Origin of the sequence: Corynebacterium sp. UBA4397, assembly GCF_002390965.1 — a bacterium.
In the GTDB taxonomy this organism is placed as follows: Bacteria; Actinomycetota; Actinomycetes; order Mycobacteriales; family Mycobacteriaceae; genus Corynebacterium; species Corynebacterium flavescens.
The window spans coordinates 66,235-81,679 of sequence record NZ_DGRD01000031.1 but is presented as its reverse complement, the minus strand read 5'-3'; the positions used below and the strand labels follow the sequence as shown (position 1 = coordinate 81,679).

The 15,445-nt window shown below is 59.1% G+C and carries 17 protein-coding genes; 10 read left to right on the top strand and 7 right to left on the bottom strand.

Annotated elements, in window-relative coordinates; all coding sequences use genetic code 11:
• The first annotated feature begins 35 nt into the window (after nucleotides 1-35).
• The 3 genes from B2696_RS07085 (at nucleotide 36) to B2696_RS07075 (ending at nucleotide 5,512) form a co-directional block, all read left to right on the top strand.
• Nucleotides 36-662 carry a TIGR03085 family metal-binding protein gene (locus tag B2696_RS07085; protein ID WP_286954700.1) on the top strand — a complete coding sequence of 209 codons (627 nt, stop codon included), beginning with the start codon at nucleotides 36-38 and terminating at the stop codon, nucleotides 660-662.
• Between the two features lie 106 nt (nucleotides 663-768).
• Nucleotides 769-4,203: an FtsK/SpoIIIE family DNA translocase gene (locus B2696_RS07080; protein WP_286954698.1), complete on the top strand. Its 3,435-nt coding sequence runs from the start codon at nucleotides 769-771 to the stop codon at nucleotides 4,201-4,203.
• Nucleotides 4,204-4,393: 190 nt separating this feature from the next.
• The gene (locus B2696_RS07075; protein ID WP_286954696.1) at nucleotides 4,394-5,512 is read left to right on the top strand and encodes a TerC family protein; all 1,119 of its coding nucleotides are present in this window, start codon (nucleotides 4,394-4,396) and stop codon (nucleotides 5,510-5,512) included.
• Nucleotides 5,513-5,571: 59 nt separating this feature from the next.
• Here B2696_RS07075 and B2696_RS07070 read toward each other — a convergent pair whose 3' ends face one another.
• Nucleotides 5,572-5,859 carry a YciI family protein gene (locus B2696_RS07070; protein ID WP_075729985.1) on the bottom strand — a complete coding sequence of 96 codons (288 nt, stop codon included), beginning with the start codon at nucleotides 5,857-5,859 and terminating at the stop codon, nucleotides 5,572-5,574.
• 67 nt (nucleotides 5,860-5,926) lie between these two features.
• Between B2696_RS07070 and pgsA the strand changes: the two genes are divergently transcribed.
• The 4 genes from pgsA to B2696_RS07050 all read left to right on the top strand — a co-directional run bounded on the left by pgsA (nucleotide 5,927) and on the right by B2696_RS07050 (nucleotide 8,484).
• Complete coding sequence (pgsA, locus tag B2696_RS07065; protein ID WP_075729984.1) at nucleotides 5,927-6,502, top strand: CDP-diacylglycerol--glycerol-3-phosphate 3-phosphatidyltransferase; 576 nt, start codon at nucleotides 5,927-5,929, stop codon at nucleotides 6,500-6,502.
• The gene (locus B2696_RS07060) at nucleotides 6,499-7,008 is read left to right on the top strand and encodes a CinA family protein (RefSeq protein WP_286954693.1); all 510 of its coding nucleotides are present in this window, start codon (nucleotides 6,499-6,501) and stop codon (nucleotides 7,006-7,008) included. The genes pgsA and B2696_RS07060 overlap by 4 nt, the downstream gene beginning before the upstream one ends.
• Before the next feature lie 62 nt (nucleotides 7,009-7,070).
• Nucleotides 7,071-7,439, top strand: a complete 369-nt coding sequence (locus tag B2696_RS07055) for a helix-turn-helix domain-containing protein (protein WP_075729982.1) — start codon at nucleotides 7,071-7,073, stop codon at nucleotides 7,437-7,439.
• Nucleotides 7,440-7,620: 181 nt separating this feature from the next.
• Entirely contained in the window at nucleotides 7,621-8,484 is an 864-nt protein-coding gene (locus B2696_RS07050) for a PspA/IM30 family protein (RefSeq protein ID WP_075729981.1), read from the top strand.
• 138 nt (nucleotides 8,485-8,622) lie between these two features.
• On the opposite strand, the gene B2696_RS07045 is transcribed toward B2696_RS07050, so the two are convergent.
• Genes B2696_RS07045 through B2696_RS07035 form a run of 3 tightly spaced genes read right to left on the bottom strand, consistent with a single transcriptional unit; the run spans nucleotide 8,623 to nucleotide 10,543 of the window.
• Nucleotides 8,623-9,237: an energy-coupling factor transporter transmembrane component T family protein gene (locus tag B2696_RS07045; protein WP_286954690.1), complete on the bottom strand. Its 615-nt coding sequence runs from the start codon at nucleotides 9,235-9,237 to the stop codon at nucleotides 8,623-8,625.
• A 1-nt stretch (nucleotide 9,238) separates the two neighbouring features.
• Nucleotides 9,239-9,940, bottom strand: a complete 702-nt coding sequence (locus B2696_RS07040; RefSeq protein ID WP_276622894.1) for an energy-coupling factor ABC transporter ATP-binding protein — start codon at nucleotides 9,938-9,940, stop codon at nucleotides 9,239-9,241.
• 6 nt (nucleotides 9,941-9,946) lie between these two features.
• Entirely contained in the window at nucleotides 9,947-10,543 is a 597-nt protein-coding gene (locus B2696_RS07035; RefSeq protein ID WP_276622893.1) for a biotin transporter BioY, read from the bottom strand.
• Nucleotides 10,544-10,651: 108 nt separating this feature from the next.
• On the opposite strand from B2696_RS07035, the gene B2696_RS07030 reads away from it, so the two are divergent.
• The 3 genes from B2696_RS07030 (at nucleotide 10,652) to recX (ending at nucleotide 12,812) form a co-directional block, all read left to right on the top strand.
• Entirely contained in the window at nucleotides 10,652-10,867 is a 216-nt protein-coding gene (locus tag B2696_RS07030) for a DUF3046 domain-containing protein (RefSeq protein ID WP_276622891.1), read from the top strand.
• Nucleotides 10,868-11,078: 211 nt separating this feature from the next.
• The gene (recA, locus tag B2696_RS07025) at nucleotides 11,079-12,212 is read left to right on the top strand and encodes a recombinase RecA (RefSeq protein ID WP_286954686.1); all 1,134 of its coding nucleotides are present in this window, start codon (nucleotides 11,079-11,081) and stop codon (nucleotides 12,210-12,212) included.
• A complete protein-coding gene (gene recX, locus B2696_RS07020; protein WP_286954684.1) occupies nucleotides 12,213-12,812 on the top strand; it encodes a recombination regulator RecX in 600 nt (199 codons plus the stop codon).
• Nucleotides 12,813-12,862: 50 nt separating this feature from the next.
• Here recX and B2696_RS07015 read toward each other — a convergent pair whose 3' ends face one another.
• The 3 genes from B2696_RS07015 to B2696_RS07005 all read right to left on the bottom strand — a co-directional run bounded on the left by B2696_RS07015 (nucleotide 12,863) and on the right by B2696_RS07005 (nucleotide 15,439).
• On the bottom strand, nucleotides 12,863-13,801 hold the full coding sequence (locus tag B2696_RS07015) for an amino acid ABC transporter permease (protein WP_075729975.1): 939 nt from the start codon (nucleotides 13,799-13,801) through the stop codon (nucleotides 12,863-12,865).
• On the bottom strand, nucleotides 13,801-14,487 hold the full coding sequence (locus tag B2696_RS07010) for an amino acid ABC transporter permease (RefSeq protein WP_075729974.1): 687 nt from the start codon (nucleotides 14,485-14,487) through the stop codon (nucleotides 13,801-13,803). Before B2696_RS07010 ends, B2696_RS07015 begins: the two co-directional genes overlap by 1 nt.
• 79 nt (nucleotides 14,488-14,566) lie before the next feature.
• Nucleotides 14,567-15,439 carry a glutamate ABC transporter substrate-binding protein gene (locus B2696_RS07005; protein WP_286954681.1) on the bottom strand — a complete coding sequence of 291 codons (873 nt, stop codon included), beginning with the start codon at nucleotides 15,437-15,439 and terminating at the stop codon, nucleotides 14,567-14,569.
• Between the last annotated feature and the right edge of the window lie 6 nt (nucleotides 15,440-15,445).

Below are 15,445 nucleotides of genomic sequence, written 5' to 3'. Positions count from 1 at the left end.
CATTGTGTCCCCCAGCATCTAGCTATGCTGGGGACATGTCGTTTTCTTCTGCGGAGCGCGCCCGCCTCGTCGCGCTATTTCATCAGCTTGGACCGGACGCTCCGACTCTGTGTGAGGGGTGGACCACCCGTGACCTTGCAGCCCATCTGTTGGTGCGTGAGAATCAACCCACCGCAGCACTTGGAATGTTTATTCCCGCCTTGCATGCTCACCTGGAGCGCGCCATGGACAAACAGCGCCAGCGGGACTACGACGCGCTTGTTGATGACTGGGGAGCAGGCCCAGGAAAGTTCAGTCCTGCCCGGCTTTTTGATTCCCAGATGAACACTGCGGAACACTTCGTGCATCTTGAGGACGTGCGCCGCGCCAATGGCATGGAATCCGAGAGGGAGTTCTCCCGTGCGGCACAGGACAAGCTCTATGGGTCTCTGCGGCTTTTTGCCCCGCGCATGCTGGCAAAGTCTACCCAGCCTGTAGTTCTCTATCCCACAGGTTTCCCGCGTGCAGTCGCCGCCAATCACCACCGCGTTTCAGAGCATGGGGAGGCCGTGGTGCGCGTATTCGGCACGGCCCCGGAGCTGCTGTTGTGGGCCTATGGGCGTATCCCGGTGCACATTAAAGTGGAGGGAGACGCCACAGCGATTAAAATATCAAGTCTTTAGGGTTGACGTTGCTGTGGGGTCTTTAGCCGACATGTCCCTAAGTTTTTCACAAGTGGCCCGTGTGGCGCGTGTGACTAGAGGTACTTAAGCGGTTAAAGTAGTACTCATGTCTGTCAAAAATGCCCCGTCGCGCGGTTCCCGGCAAGGTAAGTCGCGCACGACTCGCGCCAAGGCCTCATCGGGCCGCAAGGCCAACCGCTCGCGTCCCTCGGGGCGCAGCACTTCAGGGACCCGTGCCAACGAGACCCTGGTCTTTAGCTCTCCGCATCGCGCCGCAGAAACCTCGGGCGAGCGCACCGGCAGTGCTTTCCACGCCGTCGGCAAGGGCATCGGTGCGATTTTTGGTGCCACCTCGCGCGGTATCGGCGGTATGGCACGCGGCTTGGGGCAGGGGATAGCCAGCCTCAAACCCAGTGGTGACAGCGAAGGCAGCGAGGGTTTAGAGGAAGATAATCTTTATGACCTCGAAGAAGACGTGAACAATGTAAGGGAGTCGGAAGAAATTTCTCAACGCGGAGTGTCAAACAAGCGAAGCAAGGTCACCAAGGCCCGGGACCGCGGCGGCGAGACTGAAACCGAAACTGAGGTTATGTCTGCAGCCCAGGGGGAGGGGGCTGGAGCGAAGCGGAGTACTGGTCCAGCGCGCAGCATCAAGCTGGGCAAACCTGACACCGTGGCGCTTGTGCTCATCGGCCTAGCGATCGTTTTGGCGTGCGCGGTGTGGTTCAACGTCGCCGGTGCGGTAGGCGTATTTATCACTCTGGCCACCAAGTATCTGATCGGCGCTGCGGCTTGGGTGCTGCCGGTTGCATTGGTTGCCTTGGCCACCTGGCTGATGTGGAGCGGTGGAGGCAAAGGCACCACCTTGCATGTTCCCCCGCGCGTTGTCGTGGGCACAGTCATCATCGTGGTCGCCATGCTTGGTCTTATCCATATCTTCGCGGGGCAACCGGCATTGGTATGGAATCCGCGCGGGGCTCTCTCAGCGGGTGAGGCAGGCGGCGCGATTGGTTTTGCCATAGGAACGCTCTTGGCCACAGCATTTAGCCCTTATGTGGCGGTGCCTTTGCTCATTCTGGTCATTGTTTATGGAGCCCTGCAGGTCACCGGCAACACGGTTCGCGAGGCCTATGATGTGGCCAAGTCCGAGCTTTCCCGTCTGTTTTCACAGCTTGGCAATGGGCGCGGTGGCTCCGAAGACGCGGAAGACGGTTTGGCTGCGCAAGACGATGATCTTTATGGCTTTGTCTCTGATGATATTGATGACATCGCGCATGGCCGCGAGCGTGAGCCACGCCGAGCAAGGGCGCAGGCCACTCCGCGCGCTAATCGGCGTCCCACTGCTTTTGAGGAATCGTCGAGTGAGCGTGGGGCTCCTAGCCGTGCTCAGAAGGCCTCCGCTCTCGCAGCTGCGGAAGAAACTGCTTATGGCTTCGACCCGGTCGCAGAAGATGCAGTAGTGAAGTCCTCGCCGGATCCCAGCGCTCAAGCCCCTGGTTACGCCCATCCCATGGCAGCGGATACGGACGAGATCCCTGTTGTTGACGCACCACCGGTTAGCAGTGGGCGTTGCGCTGTCCCCGAAGCTTCCGAGCACACTGAGGTCATAGACACCCGCCGTGCGGGTGCGTCTAGCGCCATCGGCGATGTGGCTGCGGCTGGTGCTGCCGGCGTCGCCGGGGCTGTCGCGGGCGGATCGGCAGCAGCAGTGGCGGCACAGCAGAGCGCGCCTATCAAGGCCGCCAGCGATGCTGTTTCGGCTGCGCATCAACAGGCTCGTGAGCTCTTCCGGGCTCGTTCCGGGAAAGATGCAGCCACGGGCGCCACCGTTGCGGAAGACGCGGCACCGGCTCCGAGCGCGCCCAGTGTGCCGGCGTTGATCGATAGCGATCGCAGTTCCTATGCCGTCCCCACCACCGATCTTCTCACCGCGGGAAAGCCTGCTAAGGCCCGCACAGAGGCTAATGACCGCATCATTGAGGCTATTACCGAGGTATTCGAGGAGTTTAAGGTCGATGCCCACGTCACCGGCTTTAGTCGCGGCCCGACAGTCACCCGCTATGAGATAGAGCTGGGGCCAGGCGTAAAGGTCTCCAAGATTACTAACCTGCAGTCGAACCTTGCCTATGCGGTGGCCACTGAGAATGTCCGCCTGCTCACGCCGATTCCGGGCAAGTCCGCAGTGGGAATTGAGGTGCCCAATGCCGACCGTGAAATGGTGCGCCTGCGTGAGGTTCTGGAAGCCCCAGCCACGAGAGCTGACCATGACCCGATGCTCATTGGCCTGGGCAAAGACATCGAGGGAGAGTTCATTTCTGCCTCCGTGCAGAAGATGCCCCACCTGCTCGTTGCGGGTGCCACCGGTTCCGGTAAGTCCGCTTTTGTGAACTCCATGCTGGTCTCGCTGCTCACCCGCGCCACCCCGGAGGACGTGCGGCTTATCCTGGTTGATCCCAAGATGGTCGAGCTGACTCCCTATGAGGGAATCCCACACCTGATAACGCCGATCATCACCCAGCCGAAGAAGGCCGCAGCGGCTTTGCAGTGGTTGGTAGAGGAGATGGAGCAGCGCTACATGGATATGAAGTCTGCGCGCGTTCGCCACATCAAGGACTACAACCGTAAGGTCTCCTCCGGGGAGATCACCGCGCCGGCCGGTTCCGAGCGTGTCATGCGGCCCTATCCGTTCATCGTGTGCGTCGTCGACGAGCTTGCGGATCTCATGATGACCGCCCCGAAAGAGATCGAGGAGTCCATCGTCCGCATCACGCAGAAGGCGCGTGCGGCAGGCATCCACCTTGTTCTTGCCACGCAGCGCCCGTCAGTCGACGTCGTCACAGGCCTCATCAAGACCAATGTTCCCTCGCGGCTCGCCTTTGCGACGTCCTCCTTGACAGACTCCCGCGTCATCCTCGACCAGGGCGGTGCCGAGAAACTCATCGGCATGGGAGATGGCCTGTTCATTCCGCAGGGTGGACGCCCCGTACGCATGCAGGGTGCCTTCGTCTCCGATGACGAGGTACAGGCCGTGGTCGACGCCGCGAAGGAGCAGGGCGAGCCCAACTACGCTGAGGGCGTTACCGAGGAAAAGAAGTCCGAGGCCAAGCGAGAGATCGACGATGACATTGGAAAGGACCTCGACGATCTGCTCGAGGCCGTCGAGCTTGTCGTCACCTCGCAGTTGGGCTCGACCTCAATGCTGCAGCGTAAGCTGCGTATTGGTTTCGCCAAGGCTGGGCGCTTGATGGATCTTATGGAGTCCCGCGGCGTCGTGGGCCCCTCGGAGGGCTCGAAGGCTCGCGAGGTCCTAGTGAAGCCGGAAGAATTGGATACAATTATTTGGATGATTAAGGGCGCAGACCCAGCGGATGCGCCAAAGGAGATGCAAGAGGAATTGGCCTTGGAAGACTCGCAGACGGACGCGGACCTCGGTACGCAAGGTTCCGGCTCGGAAGGCGAAGAAACCACCGTTATCAACGGAGGAAGCCCCGAGACGCGCAACGTCGCGGCCACGTACAACCCTTCCGCCGGAGCGTTTTAGTTCGCCGCCTCACAAGCGAGCGCGGGGCTTAGTGTAGAGTGGGGAAAGTCTTGGAGGGGAGTACCCCGTTCTACGGCGCTGATCGTCAACACGGCAATCCTTAGAGGTTCCCGGTCGCGCCGGCCCAGTTCTACTGGGTGGGAGAGACCTCCGGTCACACCGTTATTACTACGACCGGAGGGACTCTAACATGGGTGTGCCTTTATGGATCTGGATTGTCACCTTGGTGGTAATCCTCGGATTCTTCATATTTGATTTTTATTCTCACGTGCGTACGCCGCACGAGCCTTCGCTGAAGGAATCGGGGTTCTGGACTGCCTTCTACGTGGGCCTGGCATTGCTATTCGGCCTCGGGGTCTGGATCATCTGGGACCAAGAGCACGCCATGCAGTACTACACCGGTTATGTTACGGAAAAGGCTCTTTCCGTTGACAACCTCTTCGTCTTCGCCCTCATCATGGGAGCGTTCAAGATTCCCCGCAAGTTCCAGCAAAAGGTCTTGCTTATAGGCATCGTCCTCGCGCTAGTTTGCCGCCTCGTGTTCATCTTGATGGGCGCCGCGATCATCGCCGCCTGGTCCGATGTCTTCTACATCTTCGCGGTATTCCTTCTCTATACCGCCATCAAGCTCATCATCGATGAGGTTCGGGATGCCCCAGAGACCGACCCCAACGACATGCTGATCATCAAGTGGCTTCGCAAGGTGGTTCACGTTACCCCGCGCTACCACGGCGATAGGCTCATGCACCGCGAGGAGTCCGGCAAGAAGAAGGGCAAGCTGGGCTTCACGCCGCTGTTTATCGCGCTCGTTTCCATCGGGCTTGTCGACGTCATGTTTGCATTCGACTCCATCCCCGCCATCTACGGCATCACCTCGGAAGCATTCCTCGTATTCACCACGAATGCCTTCTCCTTGATGGGTCTGCGCCAGATGTACTTCCTGCTCGACGGCCTGCTCGATCGTCTTGTCTACCTGCCCTATGGTCTGGGAATCATCCTAGGCTTCATCGGCGTGAAGCTGCTCTTCCACGCTCTGCACGAGAACAACCTTCCCTTTATCAACGGCGGCGACAACGTTCCCGGCATCCCGGAGATTCCCACCATGCTCTCGCTACTTATCATCGTGGGAGTCCTCGTGGTCACCGTGCTCGCCTCCATTGTCAAGAACAAACGTGATGAGGCTCAGGGCGGCATTCGCGTCCACCACAATCACTATGACTGGGACGAGGAGGGTCACAAGATCGTGCGTAACCGCCACGGTGACTTGGTTGGTCTTGCCACCGAGGTTCCCAAGGGCGAGCTGCCTTAAAGCCACTCGTGGCGTGCCCTGGCAGTCGCGTGTAGCTGCGGTGCAGGGGCGCGATCTTTCTACAGGCTCGGTGAGGGATCCCACTGGCGGAAAGTGCGCGCTCTTAGGCAACCAGCCCGAAAGTAGGGGTCCACATCGAGCAACGCAATGGCGGAACTCACGCCAGTGTTCGTGCTAGACAGCCGCAGCAGCAGAAGTTCCCCGCCCTGCGAATCACTGAAAGGTCCGGCCGAGATGAGCTGGCCGGCGTGGCTTAGTCCTCGCAGAAACTCCAGGTGGGCTGCACCATTTTCGGCGATGAGGGGGTTATTGGGCCGATAATCGTAGGTGACGGCGAAGATGCTCATTTCGTCATTTTAGGCTCAGCTGGAGCTTCGCGCAGTGCCCGCAAGGGTTGAGGGTAGGATATGGGGCGTGAATCGATCTGAACGTAAGCGCAGTCAGACTTCGGACCTAAACCCGGAAGTCTCCAATTGGAACTTGCCTAACTTCCTGACTAGCTTGCGCATTCTTTTCATCCCCGTTTTTGCGTGGATGGTGCTTGCCGGTTATGACTGGTGGGCTTTCGGGGTATTCGCAGCGTTGATGGTGACAGACAAGCTCGACGGCGACATTGCCCGCGCGCGCGGTCTCGTGACCAACTTTGGAAAGATCGCTGACCCCATCGCCGATAAGGCGCTCATGACCACAGCCTTGGTGTGCCTGAACATCACTGACGTATTGCCGGTGTGGATTACTGTGGTCATCTTAATCCGCGAGTTTGGAATCACCGTATGGAGGATGGCGCTGCTGCGTCAGGGCAAGGTTGTTCCAGCCTCCCAGGGCGGAAAGCTCAAGACCGTTCTGCAGGCTCTGGCCGTAGCTCTCTACCTGTGCCCGCTGCCCGGCTGGATGGGTATCCCCACACTCATTGTCATGCTCCTCGCCGTTGCCGTCACGGTGGTGACCGGCGTGCAGTATCTCATCGCAGGCAGGAAAGAGAACCGATGACTCCGCACGCCGAGGAGGGCGTTGCGCTCAGCGAGCGGGTAATTGCGTCCCTGTCTGCGAGAGGGGAGACGCTCGGCTTTTGTGAATCGCTGACCGCCGGGCTTGCCGCCGCTACGGTGGCTTGTGTGCCTGGGGCTTCAGCCGTGTTGAGAGGTGGCCTTGTCACCTACGCCACTGAGGTTAAAGCGCACTTTCTCCGTGTCCCTGTCGCTCAATTGAACAAGCAGGGGGTTGTCTCTGCGGCCACCGCCTTGGCCATGTCTCAGGCCGCACTCACGGAGATTTGCTCTGATTGGGCGCTCTCCTTGACGGGAGTGGCAGGCCCCGGTCTGCAAGAGGGCAAGCCGGCGGGCACTGTTTTCATCGGCCTTGCTCACTATGATCGCGGGACTGGGCGGGTCGACGCACACGCCTTCGAAAAGCACTTCAGCGGCGACCGCGCGCAGGTTCGCCAAGGGGCTGTGGAAGAGTGCCTGCGCCTGCTGCTTGAAGCATTAGCGAAGTAGTCTTCCCAAAATAGTTCCGGCCGCGGGGAACAATCAGCGAGCCCGGGGCGTTTAAACTAACGATGAACACTACAACAGCACTTCTTGAGAAGCCTTCAAACGCCGGCCAGGCGCAAGTGCCTGGTGCCGTCACCACCCGTCGTACTCCTGAGCCCCTGCTCCGCCAGGCCTTGGGACTTACCTTGCGCGCTTTCCGCGCTGACAAGGGCGTCACCCTTAGGGAGCTCGCCGCCGTTGCGCGCGTGTCGCCGGGGTACCTCTCGGAGCTAGAACGTGGACGCAAGGAAGTCTCTTCCGAGCTCCTTGCCGCCGTGTGCCACGCACTCGAGGTCAGCGTCGCAGACGTCCTGATTGAGGCTGCGGGTTTTATGGCTCTGCCCTCCATGGATGAGGAGCTGGCTTCGACTGCTCCCGCCGCCTCCGAGGCTTAAAAGGGTTCTAAGGACGCCAATGAACGCGGTGGGGTTTAATTCCTGTGCCGTGGCGTGCTTTGGTCGCCTTTGTGCCGAGGAAGTGCGGCGTTAGTGCCTATGCTCGGCTAGTATGTACACCGTAGAAACAAGAAGTAGAAACAAGAATTTAGAGAACAACCTTAGGAAGGCCTAAACCACCATGGCGAATCCATTTGTAAAGGCGTGGAAGTACTTGATGGCCCTCTTCGATTCCAAGATCGAAGAGAACGCGGATCCCAAGATCCAAATCGAGCAAGCCATCGAGGAGGCGCAGCGTCAGCACCAGGAGCTCTCCCAGCAAGCGGCTGCCGTCATCGGTAATCAGCGCCAGCTAGAGATGCAGCTCAACCGTCGTCTCAGCGAGATCGAGAAGCTGCAGGGCAATACCCGCCAGGCACTCGAGTTGGCAGATAAGGCTCGCGCCGGCGGCGATGAGAACAAGGCCGTGGAGTACGAGAACGCGGCTGAGGCCTTCGCTGCGCAGCTGGTCACCGCAGAGCAGTCCGTGGAAGACACCAAGAAGCTCCACGATCAGTCCCTGCAGCAGGCTGAACAGGCCAAGAAGGCTGTTGAGCGCAACGGCATGGCCCTGCGTGAGAAGGTCAACGAGCGCTCGAAGCTCCTTTCGCAGCTTGAGCAGGCCAAGATGCAGGAGAAGGTCTCTGAGTCCCTCAGCTCCATGAATGAGCTCACGGCTAACGGCAACTCCCCGTCGCTTGATGCGGTGCGGGACAAGATTGAGCGCCGCTACACCAAGGCTCTCGGCCAAGCCGAACTGGCTGAAAACTCCGTTTCCAACCGCATGCACGAGATCCAGCAGGCCGGCGTCCAGATGGCTGGGCACTCTCGCCTCGAGCAGATTCGTGCGGAGATGAACTCCGGCACGAAGGAAGTCCAGTCCGGTGCGAAGGAAGCCATCGAAGGCGCGAAGGCTGCTGACTCCGCAGCGGATGCGGCGGCACAGCCTAGCGCCGTCAACGATGACGCAGTGCAGGCCCGCCTGCGCGAGCTGCGTGGTGAATAAGGCCTAAGGCCTCGTTTCATAACCCAAAACCCTGGCGCTTAGCTTCCACTACCTCCCGAAAGTATTAAGGGAAGTCGAGGAGCTAAGCGCCAGGGTTTTCTCCTGCCTCGAGAACAAGGAGCTAGGAGAGTGCTTGCTTTAGTCGCCCACACCGCGGGCTTGGAGGGCCTCGCCCATGGCGCGGGCCCTGCGGATGGAGCGAATGATGACCGGGGTTCCGAAAGCCAGCAGAGAGGCGCCGGCTCCCCGTGCCTTGCGAGCTTCTAGGACTTCCGTGACAGTGCCGAGCATGAGCGGCAGGAGCCGGATCGTAAGGGACATCGCCAAGCTGATGTTTTCCACGGGCAACCCCAAGCGGCCTAGGGGTGCGAAGAACCTCTCGAATGCGTCCATCATCGCGGCAACCGTCGTGGTCAAGGTGAGCAATACGGCGGCAATGATCGCTGCATAGACCCTAAAGAACATGACCGCGGCGGTAGTGGCATCACTTTGCCACCACTGGAATGCGGCGAGGGGGACAAGAATAACCAGCGGGGGCGCCAACTGGGCCAAAGCGATGGGCGGGGGAATCTTAGCTAGGGGGTAGAAAAGGAGTACTACGGCGGCACAGGCGGCGGCGGAGGCAATGGTGGATGCGAAGGCCGTGGTGGAGACGATGAAGACTACGAGTACCACGAACTTCAGACCGGCGGGCACGCGGTGGATGAAGGTATCGGCGTCTACATAAAAGCCTAAGGGGATGGAGTGCGGCATATTAGTTTCCTTGCAGAGGGCGACTCGCCATGAGATCGCGGTAGAAGGAAGTGACCTCGTCAGGCGCACCATCGGCAGCGATGCGATGCTGGTCTATGCACACAACGCGATCGAAGTCGGAGAGAAACTCGAGATCGTGCGTCACCACGATGAGTTGCTGATTTAAGTCCGCGAACTCTCGCCGAATCCTATCGCGGTTGCGAAGATCGAGAAGAGTGGTGGGCTCATCAGCGATGATGAGGACAGGGTCAATGACGAGCACTGCGGCGAGCGCCAGGAGCTGTTTCTGTCCGCCGGAGAGAGTGTGAGGGGACTGCTCGGCGAGCGCGCTGAGGCCGAAACGCTGCAGAGCTGCATCCACGCGCGCGGATACCTCTTCCTTTGGCAATTTGAGGCGCCGCAGCGAAAAAGCCACGTCATCCTTCACATTAGGCATGACAATCTGATTTTCGGCGTCTGAGAAGACGAAGCCGACCTTCTTGCGGATATCCTTGCCATGCTTGGCGACGTCGACCCCATCCACGAGGACTTGGCCCTTGGTAGGTTCACCCAGCCCGTTAATGAGCCTTGTGAGCGTGGACTTGCCGCCGCCGTTGGCGCCGATGATCCCGATGCGCTGTTCGCTCAGGACAAGATTGATGTCAGTGAGGACGGGAGTGTCATAGAAGCTGACACTGAGGTCCCGAAACTCTATGCTAGGCATGGCGGTTTAGACGTTCTGAGCAGGCAGGGGTTGTTGCTTGCTGGTGCGTCCCATGAGATCGGGGAAGGCAGCGTGCACGGCTGCAGCGATGGCGACCATAACCGCGATCTTGATGAAATCAGGGACGAGGAAGGGAATCTGCGCCATAAGTGCAGCGCCGAAATCGATTCCGTTGCGGAATACCAGTCCGATAGAGCCGCAGAGGTACTGGGTGGCGAGTCCTGCGAGGGCGGCAAGAATTAGGAATCCGATGAGCGCGCCCTTGTTGCGGCGCGGCGCGCGGTAGGCGATGATACCGGCGACGAAGGGCGCAATGGCATAGCCGACGATGTATCCGACGGTTGGGCCAGCCAGAGCAGAAAGCGCGCTGCGGCCGCCAGCTAGAACCGGCAGGCCGACAAGACCGAGCAACAGGAAGAGCAGGCCGACATATAGACCTCGGCGGCCGCCAAGCACTAGGCCGGCGAGGACGATGACGGCATTCTGCATGACGATGGGGACGCCCGCAGTGGGGCTAGGGATAGAGACAAAGGCGAAGACAATGATGAGTGCTGTAAACACCGCGACATAGGCGATGGTGGAAGCAGTCGAGTTCTTTTTCATGTGCCATAGAGTAGCAGAGGAGGTGATAAGTACTGCAAAAGAGGGGTTTTGAACCGTGTTCAACAAGGTCGAACGGGGGTGGGGAGGTGGAAAGGTAGAATGACGGTCATGCGTTTGACGGAATACCACCAGCTCGTCGTTGATGAGTTCGGTGACGCGAAAGGAAAGTGGATTAGCCACTCGCACGTTCTGGCCAAGCTGGGAGATACCCCAGATGCGCTCATCGAACGTGGGATCGATCCGGGTCGAGTGTGGGAAGGGCTGTGTGAGGACTTTCAGATTCCTCCCGAGAGGCGCCTTGGGCTCGACAGGCCGGGTAGCTAGGGTGTCGCGATTCGAACAGGTGTGTGTAATATGGGCGGTGGTGTCACGGTGGACTTTAGGATGATCATTGTTCCTCACCGCGGGTGGCCGGTGGGCTTTCCGCTCCCCGGCGCTGGCGGTGGGAGCGGGGGAACCGTGAGGTTGCTCCCGCAGTCTAAAAGTTCACGTTAATAATTAAGAAGTACCGGTAGAGACAAGATAGGTATACAGCATGGCTACAAAGAAGAAGTCCGTTTCGGCCGCAACCAAGGGCGATGATCGCAAGAAGGCCTTGGATGCCGCCATGTCTATGATTGAAAAGGACTTTGGCAAGGGTGCGGTCATGCGTTTGGGGGATGACAACCGCCCTCCCATCCAGGTCATTTCCTCTGGAAATACCGCTATCGACATCGCTCTTGGCATCGGAGGCTTCCCCCGCGGTCGCATCGTGGAGATCTATGGTCCAGAGTCTTCGGGTAAGACCACCGTTGCCTTGCATGCCATTGCTTCGGCTCAGAAGGCAGGGGGCATTGCCGCTTTTATCGATGCCGAGCACGCACTCGATCCGGGGTACGCCCGGTTGCTGGGCGTAGACACCGACAACTTGCTCGTCTCTCAGCCGGACACGGGTGAGCAGGCTTTGGAGATCGCCGATATGCTGGTGCGTTCCGGCGCCATCGATATTATCGTCATTGACTCGGTTGCTGCTCTAACTCCAAAGGCGGAAATTGAGGGCGAGATGGGAGATAGCCACGTCGGTTTGCAGGCCCGTTTGATGTCTCAGGCCCTGCGCAAGATGACGGGCGCGCTCTATAACTCTGGCACTACCGCGATTTTCATCAACCAGCTGCGTGAGAAGATCGGCGTCATGTTCGGTTCTCCCGAGACCACCACAGGCGGCAAGGCGCTGAAGTTCTACGCGTCGGTGCGCTGCGATATTCGCCGCATTCAAACACTCAAGGACGGCCAAGACGCCATAGGCAACCGGACCAAGCTCAAGGTTGTTAAGAACAAGGTATCGCCGCCTTTCAAGATCGCCGAGTTCGACATCATGTATGGCGAGGGCATTTCGCGTGAGTCCTCCATCATCGACCTCGGTGTGGAAAACGGCTTCATTAAGAAATCCGGCTCTTGGTTTACCTACGAGGGTGACCAGTTGGGGCAAGGCAAGGAAAAGGCGCGCAACTTCCTGAAGGACAACAAGGCCTTGGCGGATGAGATCGAGCGCAAGATCTTCGAGAAGCTGGGCGTTGGTGGTGCCGTTCCGGCCGATGATTCCGTTGCCATGGATGTCCCGGGCGCGGATGATCCCCTCACGGATGACGCGGTGGATCTGGTTCCCAACGTTGACTTCGATGATGATTAAATGAGCACTGCTCCACGCGATAAGCTCGCCGCTTTGCGCCATGCCCTGGAAGAATATGAATCTGGTGCGGGCGGCGGCGAGCTTTTTGATCATGAAAAAGACGCCGCAATGGCTAAGGTGCGCAACCGTGCGCTGCTTTTGCTCGACCACCGAGCGCGTTCACGCCACGAGCTTAAGACCCGTCTCCTTGCTCTCGACTTCGACCCAGAGATAGTCGCGGAGGTCATCGCGGACCTAGTTCGCCTCGGTTTGGTCGATGATGAGAGTTTTGCCAAAGAATGGGTCCGCCAACGCCATGCAGCCCGCGGGAAGTCAAGGTGGGTCCTCGACCGCGAGCTACAGCAGAAGGGGATAGGCGCTGAGGAACGCAGCACGGCTCTTTCCCAGGTCTCTGAGGAATCCGAGGAGGAGCAGGCCCGCGTTCTCGCGTTCAAGAAAGCCCGCAGTATTAAGGCGGTGCCGGCGGATCGGGGCGACTTCGACAAGCAGCTGCGCCGCGTGGTGGGGGTTCTTGCTCGGCGCGGCTACTCACAGGTGGCCTCTCTGCGTATTGCAAGGGAAGCTCTCGAGGAACGGATATCGCAGCTCGAGGACGACTAAACGGCCCGCGCCACGTGAATGGAGGCGCAGGCCGTTGTTGGCGAGGGTGATTACTCGTTAGGGTTGCGGATTTCTTTGTAACCAGGGGCGTGCCAGTCAGCGTTGACCTGGTCCTTGGTTTCGAGTCCCTGGGAAGGATGCTGCGGAACCTTGGCCACGATGTTCTTACGCGCTCGCCCGGCTCGTAGCTGGCGTTCGATGCGTTCTGCGAGGACGGTAAGACCCCAGTTGATGACGATCATGATGATTGCCACCACGGTCAAAGAGGCGAGGTAGTTCTGGTTGAAGGAAGCAGATTGGATGCCGGAGCGAACAACCTCGACGTAGCCAATCTGATAGCCCAGGGCCGAATCCTTCAGCGCGATGACCATCTGTGAAATCAGAGCGGGCAACATGGCGGCAACGGCCTGCGGCAGGAGAATCTTAACCATGGTCTGGCGGTGGGTAAGTCCCAGCGCCCGAGCAGCTTCGGTCTGCCCCTTGGGCAGAGAACGAATTCCCGAGCGCAGGATTTCTGCGATAACTGAGCCGTTGTAGAGGGTCAGGGCCAAGACTACCGCACTAAACGCCAGGTGCCGAGAGGGCACCATGTTGTAGATGGCGAAGAGCTGATAGGCAAAGATCATCAGAAGCAGCACGGGGATGGCGCGGAAGAACTCCACTATTACCCCACAGAACTTGCGAACGAAAATGTTCTCGCTCAGGCGTCCCAATCCGAAGAGGACACCGAAGACGATGGCCAAGAAGATTGAAGCGATGGCCGAAAACAGCGTTCCCTTCAGGCCAGGCAGCAGGTAGGTCGTCCATGTCTGAGCCTTGAGGAAGGGAGTCCACAGGTCGCTAGCAAACTGGCCGCGGCTGTTAAGAGTGGCTATTATCCACCCGAAGATAGCTAAGAGAATGAGGGAAACTATCGCGGTATAGATCCGGTTGTTGCGCCGTCCCTTGGGGCCGGGCGCGTCATAGAGGACTGTTGCGCGTACAGACATTATTTCTGCACCGCCAGTTTCTCAGATAGCTTGCCTAGGCCAAGTCCCATCGGCAGGGTCAAGATGATGAAGCCGAGCGCGAAGATGAAGAAGATGATAAATAGCTGGCTGGCATGCATCTCGATGGTGGACTTCATCAGCAGCGAGGCTTCCGCGACGCCGATGACAGAAGCGATGGTGGTGTTCTTGGTCAAAGCAATAAGGGTATTGCCCAGCGGCACGATTGCCGCGCGAAGGGCTTGAGGGAAGACGATTTTGCCGAAAGTTTGATTAAACGTCAGCCCCAACGAACGCGCAGCCTCGGCCTGGCCAAAATCGACTGTGTTGATACCAGAGCGTAGCGACTCCGCCACGAAGGCCGAGGTATAGGCGATGAAGCCCAAGATAGCGAGGCGGAAGTTGTTATCAACCAGGAAGGTGGCTGAATCGCGGCTGGCCAGAGCCAAACCTAGATTCTGATAGAGGCCGAAAGAGCAGAAGAGGATGACCAGTGTCAACGGAGTGTTGCGCAGGATCGTGATGTAGGTGGTGGCGAACCAGCGCAGAACCGAGACGGGGGAAACACGCATCGCCGCGAGAATGGTGCCCAACACCATGGAGCCGAGGGCGGACCAAAGGGTGAGCTGAATAGTCAGCCAGAAAGCCGGCCAGAGGGCCGGGCCCAGCTGAGTCCACATTGAACTCATGATTTTCCTTTGCGGGTGAGGTGTAGAAAACGGTTAAGGCAGGGAGCCGCATTCAGCGGATTTCTCCCTGCCGGCGCTTTTAGGACTTGATGAAGGAGAGGTCGCCGACCTTGCCTGGCTCAATTCCGCCGCCATCGCCAAGGTTGGCGGAGACGATTTCGTCGAACTCGCCCGAGGTCTGCATTTCCTCGAGGGCCTTGTTGATGGCGTCGGTGGCCTCGGTATCGTCCTTCTTCAGGCCAATGCCGTAGTACTCATCTGTGAAGGGAGCGCCGTCCTTTTCCAGCTCGACGAGCTTGAACTTGCCCTCGTTCTGAGCCGAGTAGCCGTTGAGGATGGTGGCGTCTGTGGTCAGAGCATCGACATTGCCCTGGCCGAGTGCCTCGACACAGGAAGAATAGGTGTCATACTCCTGCAGCTGCACGGTGGGGAGTGATTCCTTGACCTTCTGAGCCGGGGTGGAACCGGTGACCGAACAGAGGATCTTGCCGTCGAGTCCATCTAGGCCGGTGATGTCAGTGTTGTCCTTGGAGACCAGCAACGCTTGGTGGGTGAGCAGGTAAGGGCCACCGAAGTTGACCTTCTCCGCACGCGAGGCGTTGATGGAATAGGTAGCCGCGATGATATCGACCTCACCGTTTTGGATGAGGGTCTCGCGCTGAGCCGAGGGCGACTCACGCCACTCGATGGTGGGCTCTGCCCAGCCCTTGTCCTTGGCGATCTGATTGACCACGTAAGTGGCGACGTCGACGTCGAGGCCGGTCATTTTGCCGTCACCCTCGCGCAGGCCGAGGCCGGGCTGGTCAAACTTCGTACCGATGGTCACGGAGCCGGATTCGATTTTGGAGAGCAGGCCCTCTCCGTCGTCGGAAGAACCGCAGGCTACGAGGACTGAGCCGGTAGCAGCAAGGGCGGCGACGGTGGCGGCGATGCGAGTGAAAGAACGAGACATGAGATT